Genomic DNA, 22275 nt, shown 5'->3' with positions numbered 1-22275 from the left:
TACGTGAACATCACGAAAAAGTATACGCTAAAGTTAATATATGAGCGAGATTTTGTTTGACGAGATCCCTTCTCTCGACCTGGCTGATTTCACTTCTGGAGATGCTGAGAGAAAGGCTCAATTTGTTAAGCAGCTGGGCGAAGCCTACCAAAACATCGGCTTTATTGCCCTGCGCAACCACGGCCTTAGCGATGAGCTGACAGAGCAGCTTTATGCGGCCACAAAAGAATTCTTTGCCTTGCCAGACGAGGTAAAGCAAAAGTATGAAAACCCGGAGCTTGCCGGCCAGCGAGGCTATATTGGCAAAGGAAAAGAGAAGGCCAAAGGCTTTAACACCGGCGACCTGAAAGAGTTTTTCCATGTGGGCCAGGAACTGAGCGACATCCCGGACAGCGACCCGATTAAAGCTGAATACCCGGAGAATATCTTCCCTGCAGAGGTTCCTGATTTTAAGAAAGTATCTCTGGAGGCTTACCGCAAGCTGGAGGCAGCCGGCAAACAAGTGCTTCGCGCCATTGCCGTTCATCTGGGCCTGGAAGAAACTTACTTTGACGAGAAGGTAAAGTATGGCAACAGCATTTTGCGTCCTATCCATTACTTCCCGATCGAGAACCCGGACAGCGTACCGGCTGATGCAGTTAGAGCTGCTGAGCACGGCGACATTAACCTGATTACCCTGCTGATGGGTGCCAGTGCCGATGGCTTGCAGGTGCTTCGCCGCGATGGCCAGTGGATTCCGATTACAGCCCTTCCCGAGCAGGTAATCGTGAACGTAGGCGACATGCTGGCGCGCTTGACCAACAACAAGCTGAAGTCTACCATCCACCGTGTGGTTAACCCGCCGCGCGAGCTGATGCATACTTCACGCTACTCTATCCCGTTCTTTATGCACCCGCGCTCCGAAATGGATCTTACCTGCCTGGAGAGCTGCATTGATGAGAAAAACCCGAAAGCTTACCCAGACGCAACCGCAGGCGAGTACCTGAACGAGCGACTGATTGAGCTGGGCCTGAAAAAAGCCTAAGTATAAAAATTTGCGATAAAAAAGAGAGTCGGCTAAAAAGCTGTCTCTCTTTTTTTATTTTTATGCGATTATGAGTTTGCGCTACTACATCTTCCTGAAAGACGTGTTACTGCTGGCCCTCACTGCGTTTGGTGGGCCCCAGGCGCATATTGCCCTCATGTTTAAGTTACTCGTGGATAAGCGCCGCTATGTTACCGAGCAGGAGCTAATAGAGCTCAACGCCCTCTGCTCCATACTTCCAGGCCCAACCTCCACACAAACCATCACCGCGATAGGCTACAAAATAGGTGGCCCTAACCTCGCATACCTCACGCTGCTGATCTGGATTTTACCTGCCGCTTCCATCATGGCGGTGGCTGCGCTGGCCATTTCATACTTGCAGGAGCAGGGTATCTCGCTGGAGTTTTTGCGCATTATTCAGCCTATGGCCGTGGGCTTTGTGGCCTATGCCGCCTACATGATCAGCTCTAAAGTGATCCATACTAAAACAGCGGTGGTGCTGATGGTGATTTCGGCCATACTTGCGTATTTCTTTTCTTCGCCGTGGGTGTTCCCGGCCTTGCTGATTGCAGGAGGCGCTGTAACCGCGTTGCGCTTTAAGCAGCACCCCATGGAGAAGGATAAGCAGCTGAAGATACAGTGGGCCAACTTTATACTTTATGTAGCGGTGCTGGTTGTAGCCGCTGTGCTGGGAGCCTATACCTCCTCGCTGCCGGTGCGCTTGTTCGAGAACTTTTACCGAAACGGCAGCCTGGTATTTGGTGGCGGACAGGTACTCATCCCGCTGCTTTACTCCGAGTTCGTAGATTTTAAGCATTACCTAACAGGCGAGGAGTTTCTGTCGGGCTACGCGATTGTGCAGGCGCTGCCGGGGCCAACCTTCTCTTTTACTTCCTTTATCGGCAACCTGGCCATGCGGGAGTATGGCATTGGCGGGCAATTACTGGGCTCTTTTGTGGCTACAGTAGGCATATTCTTGCCAGGCACGTTCCTGATCTTCTTCGTAATCCGGTTTTGGGATGAACTGAAGAAGTATAGAGTGGTGCGCGCCTCGCTGGAGGGCATTAGCGCCGTGAGCTCGGGCATGGTGGTGGCTGCCGCTATTCTGCTCTACCATCCCATCGAAAACACAGTTCTTAACTTCAGTATTGTGGTAGCTACGTTTTGCCTGCTCATGTTTACCAAGATTCCTGCGCCAGTGCTTATACTTACCGGGCTGCTGCTGGGGTTTTTGGTGTGATTATGGCAAGACTTCAAAATATTACGTTGACAAATACTGCTCAATGTCCTTCAATTTAAAAGAAACTGTTGTTCCTCCAACTGCAAAACAGGCATTCGAAAGTTCAAAATCAGCATAAAACCTGATTGTATCTTCGTCAAAGCTTATTCCAAACGCATTCATTTCAAAATGCCGCACAGCTTCTACTCCCTCAAAGCATCGACTATCATTCTCTGAATCGCTAGCTAACACTTCCTGATAATTAGCTTTTACCCTTTGGTTAACCTGTGTTAACAACTCATTTTGCTTTTCATTGAACAGCGAAGAATTATTGATTTCAATCTCTTTACCTTGCTCTGATTTTGACAGCTGATGATTCCAACTATAACGCCCTACATAATCAGGTGATCCAATAGATACAGATTTAAAATTCCTGTACCAACAGGTCTTGATGATTATAGGGTCCTCAAACTCATCATCTATTTCATGTTTTTCTTCGCAAGTAGCCCTGAAGTCAGCAGTTTCCGAAGCCTCTGTTGATTTCTTTTTTTCTAACAAATCTATTTCTTCACCACTCCCCTCGAATACAGCATGATTTTGTTCAGTTTGGGCTACACTAGCCTCTGCTGGTGCTAAATTGCTGTTGCCGCAACTTAATAAAAAGCACACTAGTACTGCTGCAACAATCATAAGATGGCACTTCTTCATTTTCTTGAGTTTTTTACCATATCATATATTTGGCAATATAGTTTCTGTACTGTTCTTTTTATAGCTCCTGTACTGTTTCCACTAATAAAAAAGGCCACCCTCTCAGGTAGCCTTTCATGCTATATTTTCTCTTTCAGCATCCGGAGCAGGTACTCGCCGTAGCCGCTCTTGCGCAGCGGCTCTGCCACCCTGCGTAGCTGCTGCTCGCTGATGAAGCCCATGCGCCAGGCCACCTCCTCGATGCACCCGATCTTGAGGCCCTGCCGCTCCTCGATCACCTGCACGAAGGTGGCCGCCTGCATCAGCGACTGGATGGTGCCCGTGTCGAGCCAGGCGGTACCGCGGTTGAGCACGCCCACCTGCAGCTTGCCCCGCCTCAGGTACTCCTTGTTCACGTCCGTAATCTCGTACTCGCCCCTAGGGCTGGGCTTCAGGTTCTTTGCAATCTGCACTACCTCGTTATCATAGAAGTATAAACCGGGCACAGCGTAGCTGCTCTTTGGCTCTACAGGTTTCTCATCAATGGACACAGCCTTCATCTTTTCATCAAACTCCACCACGCCATAGCGCTTGGGGTCATGCACGTGGTAGGCGTAGATCACGCCACCGTCCGGGTCGTTGTTAGCCTGCAGCAGCTTGCTCATGCCCGAGCCGTAGAAGATGTTATCCCCCAGCACCAGCGCTACTTTGTCCGTGCCGATGAACTCCTCCCCGATCACGAAGGCCTGCGCCAGCCCGTTGGGCTCCTCCTGCACCTTGTAGCTGAACTTGCAGCCGATCTGGCTGCCGTCGCCCAGAAGGCGCTCGAACATCGGCAAATCATGCGGCGTGGAGATGATTAGGATCTCCCTGATCCCTGCCAGCATGAGCGTGGAGAGCGGGTAGTAGATCATCGGCTTGTCGTAGACCGGCATCAGCTGCTTACTCACGGCCAGCGTGAGCGGGTGCAGCCGGGTGCCGGAGCCGCCGGCAAGTATGATTCCTTTCATGTGAGGTATACTATGAATTACTTTACAGCAGCTGCTTTGTCAGTGTCTCTGTAAATAAATTCCTGGTTGTACTTAAACCACTCAAAGGTAAGCTTCAGGCCTTCGCCGATGCGTACTTTCGGGTCGTAGCCCAGCAGGCCTTGCGCTTTGGAGGTATCGGCCAGGCTATCGCGGATGTCGCCGGGCCGGTCTGGCCCATGGATAGGCTCCACCTCGGAGCCAGCTGTTTCCTTCAGGATGTTGAACATCTCCAGCAGTGAGGTTCTGTCGCCCACAGCAATGTTGTATACCTGGTTCACAGCCTCCGGATTCTCCACCAGCGCAGCTCTGATGTTTGCCTGCACGCAGTTCTCCACAAAGGTGAAGTCGCGGGTTTGGCCGCCGTCGCCGTTAATCTTCGGCGATTGGTTATGGATCAAAGCATCAATAAACAAAGGAATCACAGCCGCATAGGCACCATTCGGATCTTGCTTCGGCCCGAAAATATTGAAGTAGCGCAGCCCGATAATCTCCATGCCATAGGTTTTACCGAATACATCCGCATACAGCTCGTTGGCATACTTGGTCACGGCGTACGGCGAGAGCGGCTTGCCGATGCGGTCTTCCACCTTCGGCAATTCCTTGCTGTCGCCGTAGGTGGAGGAAGAGGCCGCGTACACGAAGCGCTTGATATTGTTCTCCTTGGCTGCCACCAGCATGTTCACAAAGCCGCCCACGTTGACGTTGTTGCTCGTGATCGGGTCATTTATACTTCTCGGTACAGAACCCAGCGCCGCCTGGTGCAGCACCACGTCCATTCCGGCACAGGCATCCATACAAGTCTGCGGGTCACGGATGTCGCCTTCCATCAGCTCAAATGCTGGGTTATCCAGGAACTGTTCTATGTTTTTGCGGAAACCGTTCGAGAAGTTGTCCAGCACGCGCACCTTGCCCACGTTATACTTGAGCAGGTACTCCACCAGGTTAGAGCCGATAAAGCCGGCACCTCCGGTTATTAAAAAAGACAGGTTCTCGAGTGGTTTCTCGTGGTAAGGGAAATCGTACATGTATACTTTGCTTGATAGATTAGCGATCGGTGTATTGCTGCTCGTAGTAGCTCTGGTAGTTGCCGGAGGTCACGTTTTCGAGCCATTCCGGGTTTTGCAGGTACCAGTCTACGGTTTTGCTCAGACCTTCCTCAAAGGTTACCGATGGTTTCCAGCCCAACTCATCCATCAGCTTGGAAGAGTCGATGGCGTAGCGCAGGTCGTGGCCGGCGCGGTCCTTCACAAAGGTAATCAACTTGCGGGAGTGGCCTTTCTCGCGATCCAGCTTTTCGTCCATCTGGTCACAGAGCAGCTCAATCAGGTCCAGGTTCTTCCATTCGTTCACGCCGCCAATGTTATAGGTATCGCCCAGCTTGCCCTCATGGAAGATCACATCAATGGCACGCGCGTGGTCCAGCACATACAGCCAGTCGCGCACGTTCTCGCCCTTGCCGTACACAGGCACCGGGCGCTCGCTTTTGATGTTGTTGATGGCCAGCGGAATCAGCTTCTCAGGGAAATGGTTCGGGCCGTAGTTGTTCGAGCAGTTCGAGATCTTCACCGGCAGGCCATAAGTATGGAAATACGCCCGCACGAAATGATCCGAGCTTGCCTTTGAGGCTGAGTACGGTGAGCGCGGATCGTAGGCGGTTTCCTCGGTAAACAGGCCGTCCTCGCCCAGCGAGCCGTATACTTCGTCGGTGGAGATGTGGTAGAACAGGTGCTTGCTGTAGTCGTCAGCCCAGTACTTGCGGGCAGTGTTCAGCAGGTTCACTGTACCGATCACATTCGTTTGCACAAAGGCCAGCGGGTCAGAGATGGAGCGGTCCACGTGCGACTCAGCCGCCAGATGCACCACCGCATCAAACTTATACTCCGAGAAAATCTCCTCCAGGAAAGCAGCATCTACGATGTCGCCTTTCAAGAAAGTATAGTTCTCGCGCTCCTCAATGTCCGACAGGTTCTGCAGGTTGCCCGCATAAGTCAGCTTGTCGAGGTTGTAGATCTGGTAGTTTGGGTACTTGGTCACGAACAGGCGCACCACATGCGAGCCAATGAAACCCGCGCCGCCTGTAATCAATATTTTCATACTTATACTTTTTCTTTTTGAAGGGATAACTCCCAATCCCAGGCACTTTTCATGGCCTCTTCCAGGGTGCTGGTGGTTTTAAAACCGAGTTCCTGCGTAGCCTTGGTTACGTCAGCATAGATTTTTGGCACATCACCGGCGCGGCGCGGGCCCACTTTATAGTTTAACTTTTGGCCAAATGCCTTTTCAAATGCGTGAATCGCCTCCAATACGGTATTCCCATTTCCGGTGCCCACGTTAAAGAATTCTATACTTTCGGCTTTGCCTTGCAGCAGACGCTCTACCGCCACCACATGTGCTTTCGCCAGGTCTACCACATGGATGTAATCACGAATGCAAGTACCGTCCTGCGTATCATAATCATCTCCGAAAACAGTTAACTGCTCCCGTATACCTGCGGCGGTTTGCGTGATGAAAGGCACCAGGTTATTCGGTATGCCGAGGGGTAATTCCCCAATTTTAGCAGACGGGTGCGCCCCAATTGGGTTGAAATAACGCAGCGCCGTAGCTTTGATGTGGCTGTTGCCGCTGTTGGCCAGGTCCGTCAGAATCTCCTCGCATACTTTCTTGGTGTTGCCGTAAGGTGAGTTGGCCTTCTGCACCGGCGTTTGCTCGGTTACAGGCAAAGTATCTGGAATGCCATACACTGTACACGACGAGGAAAACACTAGGTTAAACACGCCAAACTCAGCCATCACCTGCAGCAGCGTCACCAGAGAGCCTACGTTGTTGTGGTAATATTTCAGCGGCTCCGCCACCGATTCGCCCACAGCCTTATAGGCTGCAAAATGAATCACGCCTTTGATGTCCTGCTCCTGCGCAAACACCTCACGCAGCGCTTCGGCATTGGTACAATCGATGCGGTGGCACGGAATATCGCGCCCAAGTATGGCAGCAATTCCCTCCAGCGCACTTTCCTCAGAGTTTGAGAAATTATCAATAATAACGGGCTCGTAACCAGCTTCTACCAACGCTACCACTGTATGGGAGCCAATATAGCCTGCGCCGCCTGTTACCAATATCTTTTCTTTTGCCAAAACTTATAAGCTCTTGTATTCTATTTCAGTGATTTTGTTGCGGAAAATGCCTTTCAAGTCTATCAGGATTGGGCTACCGTTCATGATAGATTTGAAATAGCTCTCGTCCAGCTCCATGTAAGCGTTGTGCGGCACCGCCACAACCACAGCATCGTAATCTTTGCCAGCTTCTTCTACCAGTCCGAAGCCATACTCATGCTGCAGTTCCTCGGAGCTTGCGTAGGGGTCAACTACCTCTACGTTTACCCCAAAGCTTTGCAGCTCACGGATTACGTCCACCACTTTGGAGTTGCGGATATCCTCCACGTTCTCTTTAAACGTAGCGCCCATCACCAGCACTTTGGTTTGGGAGATATTCTTGCCGCGCATGATCATCATCTTCACCAATTTGTTGGCGATGTGCGCTCCCATAGTATCGTTGGTGGTACGTCCGCTCAGGATCACTTTGGCATCATAGCCCAGCGCCTTTGCTTTGTAAGTCAGGTAATAAGGATCTACACCGATGCAATGGCCGCCTACTAAGCCTGGTGAGAAGCGCAGGAAGTTCCACTTGGTGCCAGCGGCTTCTAAAACCTCGTAAGTGTTGATGTTCATCTTATCGAAAATAATAGACAACTCGTTCATCAGGGCAATGTTGAGGTCGCGCTGCGTGTTCTCGATTACTTTGGCAGCCTCAGCCACTTTTATAGATGACGCACGGTGCACGCCCGCATCAATTACCAACTCGTATACTTGCGCAATCTCTTCAGCAGAAGCCACATCACTGCCAGAAACCACCTTCACAATTTTAGCTAAGGTATGCTCCTTATCGCCTGGGTTGATACGCTCCGGAGAATATCCTACTTTAAAGTCCTCACCGAATTTCAAGCCCGACTCACGCTCTAGCACCGGCACGCAATCCTCTTCGGTACAGCCAGGATATACAGTAGACTCAAACACCACGTAATCGCCCTTTTTCAGCACCTTGCCTACGGTAGCAGAGGCAGCTAAAAGCGGCTTCAGGTCTGGCTGCGCATAGTTATCGATTGGCGTTGGCACGGCTACGATAAAAAACTTTGCCTCGCGGAGCACGTCCAGACTGTCGGTAAATTCGATATCAGCACCTTCAAAATCACTGCTTTCCAACTCACCGCTAGGGTCAATGCTGTTGCGCATCATTTCTACACGCTTCGAGTTAATATCAAACCCGATTACTTTGATTTTTTTAGCGAAGGCCAATGCGATAGGCAAACCTACATAGCCTAAACCGATAACTGCAAGTTTGGCTTCTTTGTTGAGTATTTCCTGGTACACGTTATTTATCGTTTGATGATCGTTCTACATTATTTAACCTATTGCTGCTGCCCTACTTTTATTGCTATCAGAGGCAGTTTATACTTCAGCAGCTCAGTCTTTAGTTAATTTTACCACAAAAGTACAATTTTAACTTATACTTCGGATAATTTTAGCTTATTTTCCGCCGATGCTACCGCACACCTCGCAATATGCGGTCTTTCCCAAATAGGTCCTGCCCCACCTGTGCCTCCGCAAAACCTGCCTCTAGCAGCAGCTCCTTCACCTCCAGTCCGTAACGCTCGTTTATCTCGAAGTATAACTTGCCGCCCTTTTTCAGAAGCTCCAATGCTACTTCCGTTATTCTTCTGTAGTATTTCAGTGGGTCCTGGTTGGGCACGAACAGCGCCAGGTGCGGCTCGTACTGCAGCACATTCTCCCGCATCTGCTCTTTTTCCTGCTCCAGCACATAGGGCGGGTTGCTCGTGATGATGTCCAAGGAAGCAGGATTTATACTTGGCGCCGGCTCAAAAATGTCTGACTGCAGCCACTCCACCGGCAGCTTATACTTTGCCGCATTAGCACGCGCCACTTCCAGCGCTCCTTCCGACACCTCAAGCCCATATACTTTTGCATCAGGTAAATTGGCCGCCAACGCCAGCGGAATACAACCGCTCCCCGCGCAGATATCCAGTACCTGCAGTCCTTTTTGCCCGCTATGCTCCCGCAGCACCAGGTCCACCAGTTCCTCAGTTTCCGGTCTTGGTATCAGCACCCGTTCATCTACCTGCAGCTCCAGGCCATAAAAATGCGCTATGCCCAACACATACTGCACCGGCTCCTGCTGCTGCAGCCGCATTATTATCTGCTGTACCTGCTCCTGCTGTTCTGGCTGCACCTGCTCCTGCTGCGCCAGCGTTAGCTGCACACGGTTTTTCTGCAGAACATGCTCCAGCACCAACTGGGCAATACTTGCCGCCTCCGGCTCAGGGTAAGCCGCTTTTATACTTTCCCGGATGTGCTGCTGCAACTGCTGAATTGTGGCCACGTCTGTAATTTCTGTTGATTTAGGTATCTTTGCAAAAGTAGAGCTTTTGAGTTAGAAAGTTAAAAGTTAGAAAGTGATGCTTTAAAGTTTATTGAGCGAGTGCTATAGCTTGTACAGCATGAGATCTGTGCTGCTTCAGTAGCTTACTATCACTTTTGAATAACTCCTTGTTTTAACTTTTTAACTCTCTAACTCCTAAACTTTCTAACTTCTAGACCTCCTTATGTCCGACGAAAAGTATATGCGACGCGCTTTGGAACTGGCCCAACTTGGCAGCGGCTACACCAGCCCGAACCCTATGGTAGGCTGCGTGGTGGTGCACGAGGGGCAGATTATCGGGGAGGGTTGGCACAAACAATACGGCGGCTCGCATGCCGAGGTAAACGCCATCGCCGCCGTGGAAGACAAAAGCCTGCTGCCTAAAAGCCGCGTGTATGTAACGCTAGAACCTTGCTCGCATTACGGCAAAACACCTCCCTGCGCCGACTTGCTCATCAGCCACGGCGTAAAGGATGTGGTTATCTGCAACACCGACCCTAATCCGCTGGTAGCCGGGCGCGGCATTAAGAAGCTGTTTGAAGCCGGCGCACAGGTAAAGGTGGGCGTGCTGGAGCACGAGGGGCTAGAACTGAACAAGCGTTTTTTTACTTTCCATGGCCAGAAGCGCCCTTACATACTTTTAAAGTGGGCCGAAACCGCCGATGGCTTTATAGCGGCGGCCAATTACGGGCAAGAGCAGATCAGTGGCAAGCTGGCGCAGCGGCTGGTGCATAAGTGGCGATCCGGGGAGCAGGCGATTATGGTAGGCAGCCGCACCGCCCTTTACGATAACCCGCGCCTGAACACGCGCCTGTGGCATGGGCAGAATCCGCTGCGCCTGGTTATTGACAAACAGTTACTCCTGCCTCCGCACCTGCACCTGTTCGACGGCAGCCAGCCGACAGTAGTTTATACTTACAAGCAGCAGGACAACCGTGAGAATTTATACTTTGTGCAGCTGCAGGAGGGCGAGTTTATACTTCCGCAGATTATGCAGGACCTGCACCAACGCAATATCTTATCGGTGATGGTGGAAGGCGGCACTTTTCTGTTGGAGAGCCTGCTGCAGGCCAACCTTTGGGATGAGGCGCTGGTGTTTAAAAGCCTCCATAAAACGATTCCTACAGGCATAAAAGCACCAGGCATGGCTTTCGGGCGGCTAATTAATATTCAAACTTTAGGCTCAGACCAGCTGTTGCACTACCGGGCTTAATTTTTGGTTGATGATTATCTGTTGTTAGTATGATTACTTTATAACATCAACCAACCACCACATTCAGAAATTAGCACATTCATACTTCATTGATAACTATTTTATGGCCGAATCACTTTTAATAGACCAATCTCTTAGCAAAGCGGAAAAGTATAAGGCGCTGCTGCCGCAGATAGAGGCGCTTACCACCGGCGAGACCGACCTGATTGCCAACATCTCTAACTTGGTAGCTGCGTTGCGCCAGAGCATGGGCTTCTTTTGGGTGGGTGTATATTTTAACAAAGAAGGGCAGCTGGTGCTAGGTCCGTTTCAGGGGCCGATTGCCTGTACGCGCATACCTTACCACAAAGGCGTTTGCGGCGCCTGCTACACACAACAGAAAACCATGCTGGTGCCGGATGTAGAGGCTTTTCCGGGGCATATTGCCTGCAGCAGCGACTCTAAATCAGAAATTGTACTGCCAGCCATCGTAAACGGAGAGGTTAAGCTCGTGCTGGACGTGGACAGCGACGAACTTAACGATTTTGATGAGGTAGACCAGCAGTATCTGGAGCAGCTGATGAAGCTGGTGGAGAGCTGGTATTAGATTTTGCGTATCAGGTAGCTCAACTTTTAGGAAAGTTTATACTTCTATAAATCCTTCCTCAGCCGCAAGATTAGCAAATGTGTCAATTGGCATTTTTAAGTTTAGGTTAAATCCTGCCCATCCATTAATCCTGAAAATCCTGGTTCAGACAAAAAAGGCCGCTGCAAGTATAAACTGCAGCGGCCTTCTTATTTTTATTATCGTGATACAACCAGCTTACCCAAACAAGGTTGGTGGCGGTGTTTTGAGCTGTGCGATAACTGTCTGACCTCCTTTTGTTTTCTGGCCAAGTTCTGCTTTTATCTCTGTATCCAGCGGCACAAAGATATCTACGCGAGAGCCGAATTTGATAAAGCCGAATTCCTCGCCCTGGCTTACCTCGTCGCCTTCGCTTACATACCATACTATGCGGCGCGCCATGGCACCGGCAATCTGGCGAAAAAGTACTTCAGGGCCAGCGTTAGACTCAACTACCACGGTGGTTCGCTCGTTTTGCGTACTCGATTTTGGATGCCAGGCCACAAAATAATTGCCTGGGTGATACTTGAAATACTTTACGATGCCAGAAACCGGGTTACGCGTAATGTGCACGTTAATCGGCGACATGAAAATAGAGATCTGCTTACGCTTATCCTGGAAATACTCCGGCTCCTCTACCTCCTCAATCACTACTACCTTGCCATCGGCAGGGGCAATAATCAGGTCTTCGTGCAGCAGCAGCGTACGGTAGGGGCTTCGGAAAAATTGCAGGATCAGCAGGAAAAGAACGGCTGACACCGCAGAGAAAACCCTGTTAAAGGTGCCATTTGCAGCATTGAAATAGTAGAGCAGCAGGTTCAGCACTACAAGAATTAGCAATGTAAAAAATAAGATCTTCCGTCCTTCCTTATGAATTTTCATCCGTTTGTATGTTTGCCGCAGGTATTTGTAAACTTATAAAAGCCCATCCAGTTACGTGGATGGGCTAATACCTGCTTCAAAATTATATAATCTTTCGATTATTATTCTAAAAAATATATTTTAGAATCCGCCACGATACTTATAGGTCATGGCAACTTTGTCTATTGCCACTATATAAGCCGCGATACGCATAGGTACGTTATACTTCTGAGAAGCGGCATAAACGCGCTCAAAAGCCTCATTCATGATGCGCTCGGCACGTTCGTTTACGCGGTCCAGCGTCCATTTAAAGCCCATGCGGTTTTGTACCCACTCAAAGTATGATACAGTTACGCCACCTGAATTTGCCAGGATATCCGGCACAACCATGATGCCTTTCTCGTTGATGATGTTATCAGCTTTGTAAGAAGTAGGGCCGTTTGCACCTTCCACAATCAGGCGGGCCTGAATTTTATCTACGTTGTGTATCGTGATGACGTCTTCTACGGCGGCAGGCACCAGCACATCTACTTTTGATGTCAGCAGGTCGTCCGGGTTCATCTGCTCTGCGCCTTTATAGCCTTCCAGTCGGCCGTTGTGCGCGTTTTTATACTCGATAGCTTCTTCAATATCGATGCCGTTATCGTTCCAGTAAGCACCGCTTACATCGCTGATACCAAGAATCTTCACGCCTCGCTCCGCCATCAATTTTGCGGCCCAGGCACCTACGTTACCAAAACCTTGCACCACAGCCGTAGACTTGTGCGGGTCCATGCCGAGTTTTTCCATGGCAGCCATTGCAGACACCATTACGCCACGGCCTGTTGCCTCTACGCGGCCCAGCGAGCCGCCCAGCACCAATGGCTTACCAGTTACCACAGCGTGCTCCGTAGAGCCTTTTGTTTTAGAGTACTCGTCCATCAGCCAGGCCATTTCGCGCGGTCCTGTGCCCATATCCGGAGCAGGAATATCACGGTCAGGACCGAAAATATCTAGCAACGCAGAAGTATAAGCTCTTGTTAAACGCTCTATTTCTCCGGCAGACATAGAATATGGGTCACAGATAATACCGCCTTTGGCACCACCGTACGGAATGTCCACCACGGCGCATTTCCAGGTCATCCAGGCCGCCAGGGCCTTTACCTCATCCAAAAATACATCCGGAGCATAACGTACACCGCCTTTGGACGGGCCCAGGATTGTGGAGTGAATTACGCGGTAGCCTTCAAATACACGCACCTTACCGTCGTCCATCGTAACAGGCACGTTTACAATCACCTGACGTGTCGGAGACTTCAGCACGTTGTATACTTCCTCATCCAACCCCAGCACCTCAGCCGCAATATTGAATCGCGACATCATCGACTCGAAAGGATTTTCCTTATCCTTGATCGGAGCTGGCTCTTTGTATAACATCATCTACTCTTAATTTTTATTAGTGAGTACTTAATCAGTTAATTTAATTCCGGGGTAAAGTTGAGAATTATACTTACAACCTCCTAAAGGCGGGCCACAAAATTTTTCTAGAAGATTTTGAGGAAGGCCACGACAAACGGTATCACAATCAAAAGACTATCAAAACGGTCCAGAATGCCGCCGTGGCCAGGCAGTAAGGTGCCAGAGTCTTTTACGCCCAGGCTGCGTTTGAGCATAGACTCCGAAAGATCGCCGAGCACACCGAAAACAGCTACGATTACGGCTACTCCTATCCATTGGTAGATCTCCAGATCCAGAAACAGAAAAGACATGCCATATCCCGCCAGTATTGTCAGAAAGGCTCCTCCTGCCCACCCCTCCCAGGTTTTGCCCGGTGAGATGCGCTCGAAAAGCTTATGTTTCCCAAAGTTTTTGCCAAAAATGTAAGCGCCGGTATCGGCTGCCCAGATCAGCAGCATCAGGCCAAGTATAGGCTGCCAGCTGTACGCATCGCCAAAATAGCCCAGCAGGTGCAACAGTCCAAAAGGGCCGGCCACATAGGCCACGCCCGTGATAGTGAAAGCGATGTTGGTGAATGGCTGCGGTTTTTTGCGGTACATCTCGGCTATAAACACCAGAAACAGCAGCGGCAACGAGAGGTAAAGCAGTTCGCCGGGCATCACCTCCTTCTGCACCAGAAACATAGATGCGAAAAACACAGCACCAAGTATAAGCCCCAGCGGTTTGTTTGGCCGCATGCCCTGCACGCCAACTAAAGTATAAAACTCGGAGATGCCCAGCAGCGTGAGCCCCAGAAACAGCAGGAAGTATGACCACTCGCTAAACCAGATGCTCCCTATAAACAATGCGGCGCCCAGCACCCCTACTATGATCCGTTGACTTAAATTACTGAGAGTTGATAGCTTTTTACTCATGTACAGGACTTGTGTCGGCGGGGCGACAAGTGTATGGGTTTAGGGTTTGGCTTTCTAATAACTAGGTAAGGTTGTTATCGGCTTCTGCGGCTCCGTTTTGTCTGCGCAGCAGCGGCAGGCGGGCAAAAGCCTGGTACAGAAAGTATAAAATAGCAGCACTAACCAGCACCGACAATGCAATACTGTACCACGGCATTGCCTCGGTACTCTCAATATCGGCGTCTATGGTCCGGGTTTGATGCAGGTACAGCAAAAATACGGTAAAGCCGTTGTTTACAAAGTGCGCCACAATCGGCACAATAATGCGGCCTGACCAAAAGTATAAATAACCGAACAGCGCTCCAAGTATGGCTCTGGGCAAAAACCCGAAAAACTGCACGTGTATGGCCGCGAAGATGATGCCCGTAACCCAGATAGCCACATGCATGTTGCCAAACCAGCGGAAAATCTGCTGCTGTGCAACGCCCCTAAACACCAGCTCTTCGCCCACGGCAGGTATAGCCGCAAACACCAGCAGGCCAATCAGCAGCTCCGGCACAGAGCCAAAGCGCGTGATAAGTTTTGTCAGCTCCGCCAGTTGCTCCTCCTGCGCCCGCGCCCACTCCTCAAAGCCGCTCATAAAATCCGGGAAGTTCATGTTGGCGTTCCAGTTGATGATAACCGAGTTGGCTGGCATAATAGCAATAATCAGAAAACCGCTGAGCAGCACGAGCAGCCACGGCGACGGCACTTTCTGGTTCAGGTAATCGCCAAGCCTGTAGTTGAGGGAAAGCAGCAGAAAAATAGGCGCCACGATAAACGCAAAGAACTGCAGTACGCCCTGCAAGAGCAGCATCACGCCCGGTCCCTGCGGATGGTCAGCTGGGTTAGTGGCTATGCTGGCAAGCTCAATAAAGCTGATTCCGAAGATCAAGTTGGAAAGTATACCTACCACAAACATAGCCACAAAGTAGCCGCCTGCCATGTATACGATCAGCAGTAAAAGCACCCAACTTGGGTGCAGATCTTTCGAGATGAAACCTTTCATAGGGAGAATTAGGTTTAATTGGCGTAAATTTACGCGAATAATTAAATTTTGCTTTGGTAAAGATTGCTAACATAGAGTTAGGGGAGTTTCCGTTGCTGCTGGCACCGATGGAGGACGTGAGTGATCCGCCGTTCCGCAAAGTATGCAAGGCCAACGGTGCCGACCTCATGTACACAGAATTTATCTCCTCTGAGGGATTGATACGTGATGCCGCCAAAAGTGTACAAAAACTCGACATTTTCGATTACGAGCGCCCGATAGGCATCCAGATTTTCGGGTCTGATATTGAGTCGATGCGCGAGGCCGCCATTGTGTCCGCACAGGCAGGCCCTGACCTGATTGACATTAACTACGGCTGCCCTGTAAAAAACGTGGCCTGCAAGGGTGCGGGTGCCGCTTTGCTGCGCGATATTCCTAAGATGGTAAAGATGACCGAGGAAATAGTGAAAGCGACGGACCTGCCGGTTACCGTGAAAACCCGCCTCGGCTGGGACGAGGACACAAAGTATATCGTGGAAACGGCGGAGCGCCTGCAGGACATCGGCATAAAAGCGCTGAGTATACATGGCCGCACACGTGTGCAGATGTACAAGGGCGAAGCCGACTGGAGCCTGATTGCGGAGGTGAAGAACAACCCGCGCATGCACATCCCAATCTTCGGCAACGGCGACATTGATTCTCCGCAGAAAGCGCTGGAGTACCGCAACAAGTATGGCGTGGATGGCATCATGATCGGCCGCGCCAGCATCGGGTACCCATGGATCTTCAACGAGATCAAACATTACATGGCTACAGGTGAGATCTTAGCGGGGCCAACTTTAGAAGAGCGCGTGGAAGTTTGCCGCCAGCACTTTACCCACTCGCTGGAGTGGAAAGGCGATAAGCTGGGCATTTTTGAGATGCGCCGCCACTACACCAACTACTTCCGCGGCCTGCCACACTTTAAGCCGCTGCGCATGAAGCTTGTGCAGTCTGAGGACATTCAGGAAATCTACGACACCCTGAACGAAATTGCACAGACCATGAGCTACGAAGAAGTATAATACATCAGCGTCTCGATTATTGAGAAATACATCCCCCGCCCCATCGGCTGGGGATTTTTCTTTCTGCTGCGCAAAAATCCGCAAGAATCGGGTTGAGCCTGAGGAGCTATTTCCTGTACTTGCCGCCGTCTGCTACTGATGCAGCAGTTAAGCTTTGAAGCGCTAGCACCACCTACGGTAGCAGGTATAAAAACTTTCAGGAGCCGGAGGAGCAGCTATTCATATTTAGAAGTATGAACCCATTACTTTTGCAGTACCCAAACGTCTTAAGCTTTTAATTTTATACTTATTAAAACTGCTACTACTCCCGCTACACAAGAAACCGCTACCCCGGCAATAGCCTGGGTGCTCGTGGTTATACTTGCCCTTATCTGGGGCACCTCGTTTATACTTATAAAAAAGGGTCTGGTAGTTTTTTCTTCGGATGAGGTGGGCGCTTTGCGGATGGTGATTGCCTGTGCCGCACTGGTGCCTTTCGCCATCAAGAACCTACGCAAGGTGGAGCCGAGCCGCTGGAAATTCCTGCTGGGCAGCGGCCTCTTGGGCAACTTCTTTCCGGCTTTCCTGTTCGCCATCGCCGAAACCCGTTTGGCCAGTGGCCTGGCGGGCGTACTGAATTCGCTTACAGCCTTGTTCACGCTTCTAATGGGAGCCCTGCTTTTCAGCCAGTCTATCACCTGGATGCGCATGCTCGGCATTGTTATCGGCATAGCGGGCACGGCTGTGCTCATCTTCTCCGGCAACGGCAACGCCGACCTCGACAATATGTACTATGGCCTTTATATCGTGCTGGCCACAATCTTCTACGGCACCAGCGCCAACATCATTAAGCACCGCCTACACGGCATGAAAGCCATTGCTATCTCCAGCCTGGCGCTGCTCACGGTAGGGCCTATCGCGCTGCTATACCTGTTCACAACCGACTTCATATATAAACTGCAGCATGTGCCGGGGGCATGGGAGGCACTTATGTACATCACCATACTGGCCGTGTTCAGCACAGCTATCGCGTTGGTGCTTTTCAACAAGCTCATCCACATATCCACCACCCTCTTCGCCAGTTCCACGACCTACCTTATTCCGGTGGTCGCGCTGATGTGGGGCGTGCTGGATGGCGAAACGATTCACCTGTGGCATTACGCCGGCATGGTTATTATCATGGTGGGCGTGTTTATCGTCAATCGGGCAAAGTAAAAGAGCATCTGGCAAAGGCTACGTACCACTAAACCCGCCTGTAGAAAGTATACTTAGCCGTGCCTGAAACTACCTTAGCCGCCGCTGCACGTTTGTGTGGCGGCGGCTTCTTTTATAGTATGATCGGCGCAGGAGCGGACAAACATTTCTGAGTTTCCTGATTCTTTTCTATCTTAGAGGGTTTTCACACCCGTCAACAAACTGAATGAAGCTTTACAAGCCCCTCCTGAGCCTTTTACTGCTCTTGCTGCTGTCTGTTCAAACAATGGCGCAAGGCCTGGTTTCCAAAGATGAAATTGAAGAACTGCAGCTACAGGCTATAAACGACACGGCCTTTACCCTCAGCACTGTTACGGAAGCAGGCAACCTGATGAAGTATACCGGCACGCTGCCGCTACGCATTAACGGCCAACTGCAGGACACAGAATTTGCTGAAGGCGAGACTGTTTTCTCTCTTCCCGAACGAGCCAACCTGGTGCAGGTAAGCGCCAACATGGGCACCCATACTCTCGCACGGCTTTACCGCCTCGATGTTGAGGAGGAGCGCGGCGTACGCGAGTTCCCGATGTGGCTGTCCATACTCCCGCCGCTTATTGCCATTGTGCTGGCGCTTATTTTCCGGGAGGTGCTGCTGGCGCTGTTTGCCGGTATCTGGATAGGCGGCTTCGTGATCTATGGGCTCTCTCCTAAATCAATCTTTACAGGCTTGCTGGCTGTAGGCGACACTTACCTGATGGAAGCCCTCACCGACAGCGACCACGTTTCAGTTATCATTTTCTCGATGCTAATTGGGGGAATGGTGGCCATCATTTCTAAAAATGGCGGTATGGCCGGGGTGGTAAACCTGCTTTCGCGCTACGCCAGATCAGCCAAAAGCTCGCAGGTGGTAACCTGGGTTTTGGGAGTGGCAATCTTCTTCGACGATTATGCCAACACGCTGATTGTGGGCAACACCATGCGCCCTGTAACCGATAAGCACCGCATCTCCCGCGAAAAGCTTGCCTACATTGTAGACAGCACTGCCGCACCTGTGGCTGCCATTGCTTTTGTGACCACCTGGGTGGGCGCCGAACTGGGCTACATTAAGGATGCCGCCGCTCAACTGGGCATTGAGGAGGGCGCTTACTCGCTGTTCTTTCACTCGCTGGAGTATGCGTATTACCCGGTGCTCACGCTGGTGTTTATGCTGATGCTGATCCTGATGAACCGTGACTTCAGTGGGATGCACCGCGCGGAGGTAAGAGCCCGCACCACCGGAGAGGTATCCGCCACCCGCACCGACCGTGCCGGCCAGGAGAAGCAGCAACAGGAGATGGCTGAGTTTGAGCCGATAGATGAAACCCGCACCCGCGCCATTAACGCACTGCTGCCTGTAATCACGGTTATTGGCGGCACCATGATTGGCCTGCTCTACACCGGCTACTCCCCAGAAGTATGGGCTGATGCCAGCATCGGCTTCTTCCGTAAGCTCTCCATCACCATCGGCGACTCCAACTCTTACACCGCACTTATCTGGGCATCCCTGAGCGGCGTTATTCTGGCCATTGCCTTAAGCGTGAGTCAGCGCATCATGAGCCTCACCGAAACAATGGAGTCTCTGACGGCTGGTTTTAAAACAATGCTGCCGGCCATACTTATACTTGTGCTTGCCTGGTCTTTAGCGGCGGTAACGCAGGAGCTGTACACGGCAGAATACCTGACCTCGCTTTTCTCAGGCAACATCTCTCCGCACTTCCTGCCGGAGATTACGTTTTTCCTGGCGGCTATCATTGCTTTCTCCACTGGCTCCAGCTGGGGCACCATGGCTATACTTTACCCGCTCATGATGCCAGCGGCCTGGTACGTTTGCCAGCAGCAGGGCTTCAGTATGGAAGAGACAATGCCGATTATGTACAATGTGATCTCTGTTGTGCTGGCTGGCTCAGTTTTCGGCGACCACTGCTCTCCTATCTCGGATACGACTATCCTGAGTTCGCTTGCCTCGGGCTGCAACCACATAGACCATGTGAAAACACAGCTGCCGTATGCGCTTACAGTGGCCTTGGTAGCTAACATTGTCTGCACCAACCTCTCCACATTTGGCGTGCACTGGCTATTGGTGTATCTTATTGGCGCAGCCATACTTTGGGGCGTGATAAAACTCCTGGGCAAGAAAAACGAAGTAGCAACAGTGGCGGCTGCAGAAGCAGTCTAAAGTAAAGCAAAGCATAAAACGGCAGCGGCTGCTCTTAACTAGAGCAGCCGCTGCCGTTTTATGCTTGCGTAAACTGCTATTACAATTTTAACTCATAAAAATCGTGGACGATGGTGCGGGCTCCGTAGCTCTCTTTGTTGTGTGCCAGTCCCTCGTTTAGCCACTGCCCCTGCTGCTCCGTAGAAATGCCGAAGCTAAAGTATGATTTGCCGAAGTATACCTCTGTCAGCAGCCAGTCCAGCAACATATCAAGCGCCCCTTCCTCCTGCCCTTTAGCTGAGGAGGCCATGTACTGGCAGTGCGCCACCGTGGCTGTTTCATAAATCAGTACACCTGCCAAGAGCTCACCGGCACTAGTGGCCGTGTAAAGCCGGATGTTCTCCGGGAACCTTGAGACAAGCAACCCTATCTCTTCCGGGCAATGTACGGGCACAGCATTATACTTTTGCCGCAGCACCTCCTGCTCCAGCCGCATAAAATCCGAATAAGCGGTAGACAGCTGCACCTGCACATTGCCCTGTTTCGCCTTCTTCACCTCCCAGCGGCGGGTTCTGCTGTAGCCAAGGTTTGCCGCTATGTCTATCACAGCATTCAGGTCACGGCGGTAAAGTATGGCTCCGTGGCGGAACAAGGCATACAGATCTTCCTCGGCGGGCAGCTGGTGGTAGATATGCGGAATAGCCTTGTAAAGTATACTCCGGAAGCCCTTCTCCTGAAAGTATGTTTTCATCGCCTGCACCACCTCCAGCATCAGCGCCGCCTTCATGCGCTTGTCCGTAACAAAGCCGCCGTAGCTCAGGCCGCCGTGGCTCTGCACCTGCTGCCCCGCCTCATTTGCCGGCAACAGCGCTATTAGCCTGCCCTTTTGGTAAAACAGCAGTGAGTGGTCCGTAAACCTGTCGGCATGATACTCCATGTAATCGCGCAGCAGCAGAAAAGTACCGTTCTTAGAGTCCGCCACAAACGCATTCCAGTCCGGTTTATACTTAGCGCTATACTTTATAACTTCCACCACTGATTAAATCACTCTTTATCTTGCTACCTTTCTAACTTCCCTACCTGTTCAGCACGATCCTAAACGTTGTGCCCTTGCCCACTTCCGACCATTTAACATACAGCCTGCCTTCATGGTAATTGTCGATAATGCGTTTGGCGAGCGCAAGCCCTAAGCCCCAGCCACGCCTTTTGGTGGTAAAGCCTGGCAGAAAAACCGAGTCTACCTTACTTTTGGGTATGCCTTTGCCGGTATCCGTAATATCCACAGCAATGCTGCCTTTGCCCAGCAGCACCAGCTGTATGTTTATACTTCCGCGCCCCTCCATGGCATCCACTGCGTTTTTACAGATGTTCTCGATCACCCAGTCATACAGCGACACGTTTACCTTAGCCGTGATATCAGGCGAGAAGGTAGACTCCACGGTAAAGGCAACTTTGCGCGATATGCGGTTCTGCAGGTAATTGATGGCGTTTTGCGTTACCTGCAGGATGTTTTCATCGCGCAGCGTAGGCACTGAACCGATATTAGAAAAACGCTCCGTGATGATCTCCAGTCGCCGTACGTCTTTGCCCAGCTCCTCCAGTATCGGCTCATTCTCGAACTTAGGGTTAGCCTTTATGTACTCATACCACGCCATCAACGACGACAGCGGGGTTCCCAGTTGGTGCGCTGTTTCTTTGGCCAGGCCTACCCATACTCTGTTCTGCTCGGCGCGGCGCGAGTAACTAAAGGCAAAATAAGCCACCAAGGCAAAGCACGAAATCACGATCAGCTGCACATAGGGGTAGTAGCGCAGCTGCGAGAGTAACTCAGAGTCCTTGTAAAACACGTAGTTAACGGAGCCCTCCGCCCACGGCACCACAATGGGCTCGTGCTGCTCCTTCATCTTTACAATCTCGCCCTGCAGGTACTCATTTATTTTATTCGGCTTATCCGAAATGTTTTCTGGTATATTGATGTTCTTGGAGTCGAGAATATTTTCGTTCTCATCTGTTAGTATAACAGGAACCGTGGTGTTAGAGGACAGGATCTCCTCCTCTATAAACACGATGTTGTCATCGCTGGGGGCGTTGATCATGTAGCGCAGGCCTTTGGCGTAGAGCTGCACCAGCTCCTGCTCCCGCTCCGATAACTTGCTGACAAGTATATTGGTGTAGGTGATGGTGGCGGCACCGATGATAAGGGCAATGATAACAACAACAAGCTTTATCCTGTTCTTCTGGGAGTAGATGGGGATCATGCAGTAATCACGTAATTTATTTGAAATTAGTATAAATTAAACATAGAGGGCAAGTAAGTTTCATTTTAAAAATTAGAGCTTTACCTTTGCACTTTAGTAG

The 22275-nt window shown here is 50.9% G+C and carries 20 protein-coding genes; 7 read left to right on the top strand and 13 right to left on the bottom strand.

The annotated features are described in order from the left end of the window. The first annotated feature begins 40 nt into the window (after positions 1 to 40). Positions 41 to 1024, top strand: coding sequence for a 2-oxoglutarate and iron-dependent oxygenase domain-containing protein (locus tag Q1B04_RS11175; protein WP_299758894.1), 984 nt, complete (start codon positions 41 to 43; stop codon positions 1022 to 1024). A gap of 70 nt (positions 1025 to 1094) precedes the next feature. Continuing rightward, a complete protein-coding gene (gene chrA / locus Q1B04_RS11170) occupies positions 1095 to 2264 on the top strand; it encodes a chromate efflux transporter (RefSeq protein ID WP_299758893.1) in 1170 nt (389 codons plus the stop codon). Positions 2265 to 2285: 21 nt separating this feature from the next. Here chrA and Q1B04_RS11165 read toward each other — a convergent pair whose 3' ends face one another. The 7 genes from Q1B04_RS11165 to prmC form a co-directional block, all read right to left on the bottom strand. Beyond that, positions 2286 to 2951 carry a hypothetical protein gene (locus Q1B04_RS11165; protein ID WP_299758892.1) on the bottom strand — a complete coding sequence of 222 codons (666 nt, stop codon included), beginning with the start codon at positions 2949 to 2951 and terminating at the stop codon, positions 2286 to 2288. 119 nt (positions 2952 to 3070) lie between these two features. After that, on the bottom strand, positions 3071 to 3940 hold the full coding sequence (gene rfbA, locus Q1B04_RS11160) for a glucose-1-phosphate thymidylyltransferase RfbA (RefSeq protein ID WP_299758891.1): 870 nt from the start codon (positions 3938 to 3940) through the stop codon (positions 3071 to 3073). Positions 3941 to 3957: 17 nt separating this feature from the next. Further along, a complete protein-coding gene (locus Q1B04_RS11155) occupies positions 3958 to 4986 on the bottom strand; it encodes an SDR family oxidoreductase (protein WP_299758890.1) in 1029 nt (342 codons plus the stop codon). A 19-nt stretch (positions 4987 to 5005) separates the two neighbouring features. Continuing rightward, positions 5006 to 6055 carry a dTDP-glucose 4,6-dehydratase gene (rfbB, locus tag Q1B04_RS11150; protein WP_299758889.1) on the bottom strand — a complete coding sequence of 350 codons (1050 nt, stop codon included), beginning with the start codon at positions 6053 to 6055 and terminating at the stop codon, positions 5006 to 5008. Positions 6056 to 6057: 2 nt separating this feature from the next. Then, on the bottom strand, positions 6058 to 7092 hold the full coding sequence (gene galE / locus Q1B04_RS11145; RefSeq protein WP_299758888.1) for a UDP-glucose 4-epimerase GalE: 1035 nt from the start codon (positions 7090 to 7092) through the stop codon (positions 6058 to 6060). A 3-nt stretch (positions 7093 to 7095) separates the two neighbouring features. Then, complete coding sequence (locus Q1B04_RS11140) at positions 7096 to 8385, bottom strand: nucleotide sugar dehydrogenase (protein ID WP_299758887.1); 1290 nt, start codon at positions 8383 to 8385, stop codon at positions 7096 to 7098. 172 nt (positions 8386 to 8557) lie between these two features. Next, positions 8558 to 9412, bottom strand: a complete 855-nt coding sequence (gene prmC / locus Q1B04_RS11135) for a peptide chain release factor N(5)-glutamine methyltransferase (protein ID WP_299758886.1) — start codon at positions 9410 to 9412, stop codon at positions 8558 to 8560. A gap of 223 nt (positions 9413 to 9635) precedes the next feature. Here prmC and ribD point away from each other — a divergent pair, with 223 nt between their 5' ends. Both ribD and Q1B04_RS11125 read left to right on the top strand, forming a co-directional pair. After that, positions 9636 to 10664 (top strand): bifunctional diaminohydroxyphosphoribosylaminopyrimidine deaminase/5-amino-6-(5-phosphoribosylamino)uracil reductase RibD, encoded by a 1029-nt coding sequence (gene ribD, locus Q1B04_RS11130; protein WP_299758885.1) that lies wholly within the window; start codon positions 9636 to 9638, stop codon positions 10662 to 10664. A 103-nt stretch (positions 10665 to 10767) separates the two neighbouring features. Then, positions 10768 to 11250, top strand: a complete 483-nt coding sequence (locus Q1B04_RS11125; protein WP_299758884.1) for a GAF domain-containing protein — start codon at positions 10768 to 10770, stop codon at positions 11248 to 11250. Between the two features lie 216 nt (positions 11251 to 11466). Here Q1B04_RS11125 and Q1B04_RS11120 read toward each other — a convergent pair whose 3' ends face one another. The 4 genes from Q1B04_RS11120 to Q1B04_RS11105 form a co-directional block, all read right to left on the bottom strand. Then, complete coding sequence (locus tag Q1B04_RS11120; RefSeq protein WP_299758883.1) at positions 11467 to 12150, bottom strand: phosphatidylserine decarboxylase family protein; 684 nt, start codon at positions 12148 to 12150, stop codon at positions 11467 to 11469. Positions 12151 to 12270: 120 nt separating this feature from the next. Further along, positions 12271 to 13545 (bottom strand): Glu/Leu/Phe/Val dehydrogenase, encoded by a 1275-nt coding sequence (locus tag Q1B04_RS11115; protein ID WP_299758906.1) that lies wholly within the window; start codon positions 13543 to 13545, stop codon positions 12271 to 12273. Between the two features lie 107 nt (positions 13546 to 13652). Beyond that, positions 13653 to 14480, bottom strand: coding sequence for a phosphatidate cytidylyltransferase (locus Q1B04_RS11110; protein WP_299758882.1), 828 nt, complete (start codon positions 14478 to 14480; stop codon positions 13653 to 13655). A 61-nt stretch (positions 14481 to 14541) separates the two neighbouring features. Then, entirely contained in the window at positions 14542 to 15507 is a 966-nt protein-coding gene (locus tag Q1B04_RS11105) for a CPBP family intramembrane glutamic endopeptidase (RefSeq protein WP_299758881.1), read from the bottom strand. A gap of 53 nt (positions 15508 to 15560) precedes the next feature. Here Q1B04_RS11105 and dusB point away from each other — a divergent pair, with 53 nt between their 5' ends. From dusB to Q1B04_RS11090, 3 genes are all read left to right on the top strand, one after another. Continuing rightward, a complete protein-coding gene (dusB, locus tag Q1B04_RS11100) occupies positions 15561 to 16550 on the top strand; it encodes a tRNA dihydrouridine synthase DusB (RefSeq protein WP_299758880.1) in 990 nt (329 codons plus the stop codon). A 345-nt stretch (positions 16551 to 16895) separates the two neighbouring features. Next, entirely contained in the window at positions 16896 to 17744 is an 849-nt protein-coding gene (locus Q1B04_RS11095) for a DMT family transporter (protein WP_299758879.1), read from the top strand. Positions 17745 to 17949: 205 nt separating this feature from the next. Then, positions 17950 to 19938 carry a Na+/H+ antiporter NhaC family protein gene (locus tag Q1B04_RS11090; RefSeq protein ID WP_299758878.1) on the top strand — a complete coding sequence of 663 codons (1989 nt, stop codon included), beginning with the start codon at positions 17950 to 17952 and terminating at the stop codon, positions 19936 to 19938. A gap of 79 nt (positions 19939 to 20017) precedes the next feature. Here Q1B04_RS11090 and Q1B04_RS11085 read toward each other — a convergent pair whose 3' ends face one another. Further along, a complete protein-coding gene (locus Q1B04_RS11085) occupies positions 20018 to 20953 on the bottom strand; it encodes a GNAT family N-acetyltransferase (RefSeq protein ID WP_299758877.1) in 936 nt (311 codons plus the stop codon). A gap of 40 nt (positions 20954 to 20993) precedes the next feature. Continuing rightward, entirely contained in the window at positions 20994 to 22175 is a 1182-nt protein-coding gene (locus Q1B04_RS11080) for a HAMP domain-containing sensor histidine kinase (protein ID WP_299758876.1), read from the bottom strand. Positions 22176 to 22275 lie beyond the last annotated feature (100 nt).

Source organism: uncultured Pontibacter sp. (genome assembly GCF_947495565.1).
In the GTDB taxonomy this organism is placed as follows: domain Bacteria; phylum Bacteroidota; class Bacteroidia; order Cytophagales; family Hymenobacteraceae; genus Pontibacter.
Note: the sequence above shows the minus strand (reverse complement) of the source record. Positions and strands in the feature narration are given on the sequence as shown.

Coding starts and splice junctions, on each gene's coding strand:
- chrA (WP_299758893.1), top strand. CDS start 1,095: ATGAGTTTGCGCTACTACATCTTCCTGAAAGACGTGTTACTGCTGGCC.
- Q1B04_RS11165 (WP_299758892.1), bottom strand. CDS start 2,951: ATGAAGAAGTGCCATCTTATGATTGTTGCAGCAGTACTAGTGTGCTTT.
- ribD (WP_299758885.1), top strand. CDS start 9,636: ATGTCCGACGAAAAGTATATGCGACGCGCTTTGGAACTGGCCCAACTT.
- Q1B04_RS11120 (WP_299758883.1), bottom strand. CDS start 12,150: ATGAAAATTCATAAGGAAGGACGGAAGATCTTATTTTTTACATTGCTA.
- Q1B04_RS11080 (WP_299758876.1), bottom strand. CDS start 22,175: ATGATCCCCATCTACTCCCAGAAGAACAGGATAAAGCTTGTTGTTGTT.
- Q1B04_RS11110 (WP_299758882.1), bottom strand. CDS start 14,480: ATGAGTAAAAAGCTATCAACTCTCAGTAATTTAAGTCAACGGATCATA.
- Q1B04_RS11155 (WP_299758890.1), bottom strand. CDS start 4,986: ATGTACGATTTCCCTTACCACGAGAAACCACTCGAGAACCTGTCTTTT.
- rfbA (WP_299758891.1), bottom strand. CDS start 3,940: ATGAAAGGAATCATACTTGCCGGCGGCTCCGGCACCCGGCTGCACCCG.
- Q1B04_RS11115 (WP_299758906.1), bottom strand. CDS start 13,545: ATGTTATACAAAGAGCCAGCTCCGATCAAGGATAAGGAAAATCCTTTC.
- rfbB (WP_299758889.1), bottom strand. CDS start 6,055: ATGAAAATATTGATTACAGGCGGCGCGGGTTTCATTGGCTCGCATGTG.
- Q1B04_RS11105 (WP_299758881.1), bottom strand. CDS start 15,507: ATGAAAGGTTTCATCTCGAAAGATCTGCACCCAAGTTGGGTGCTTTTA.
- Q1B04_RS11125 (WP_299758884.1), top strand. CDS start 10,768: ATGGCCGAATCACTTTTAATAGACCAATCTCTTAGCAAAGCGGAAAAG.
- Q1B04_RS11090 (WP_299758878.1), top strand. CDS start 17,950: ATGAAGCTTTACAAGCCCCTCCTGAGCCTTTTACTGCTCTTGCTGCTG.
- Q1B04_RS11175 (WP_299758894.1), top strand. CDS start 41: ATGAGCGAGATTTTGTTTGACGAGATCCCTTCTCTCGACCTGGCTGAT.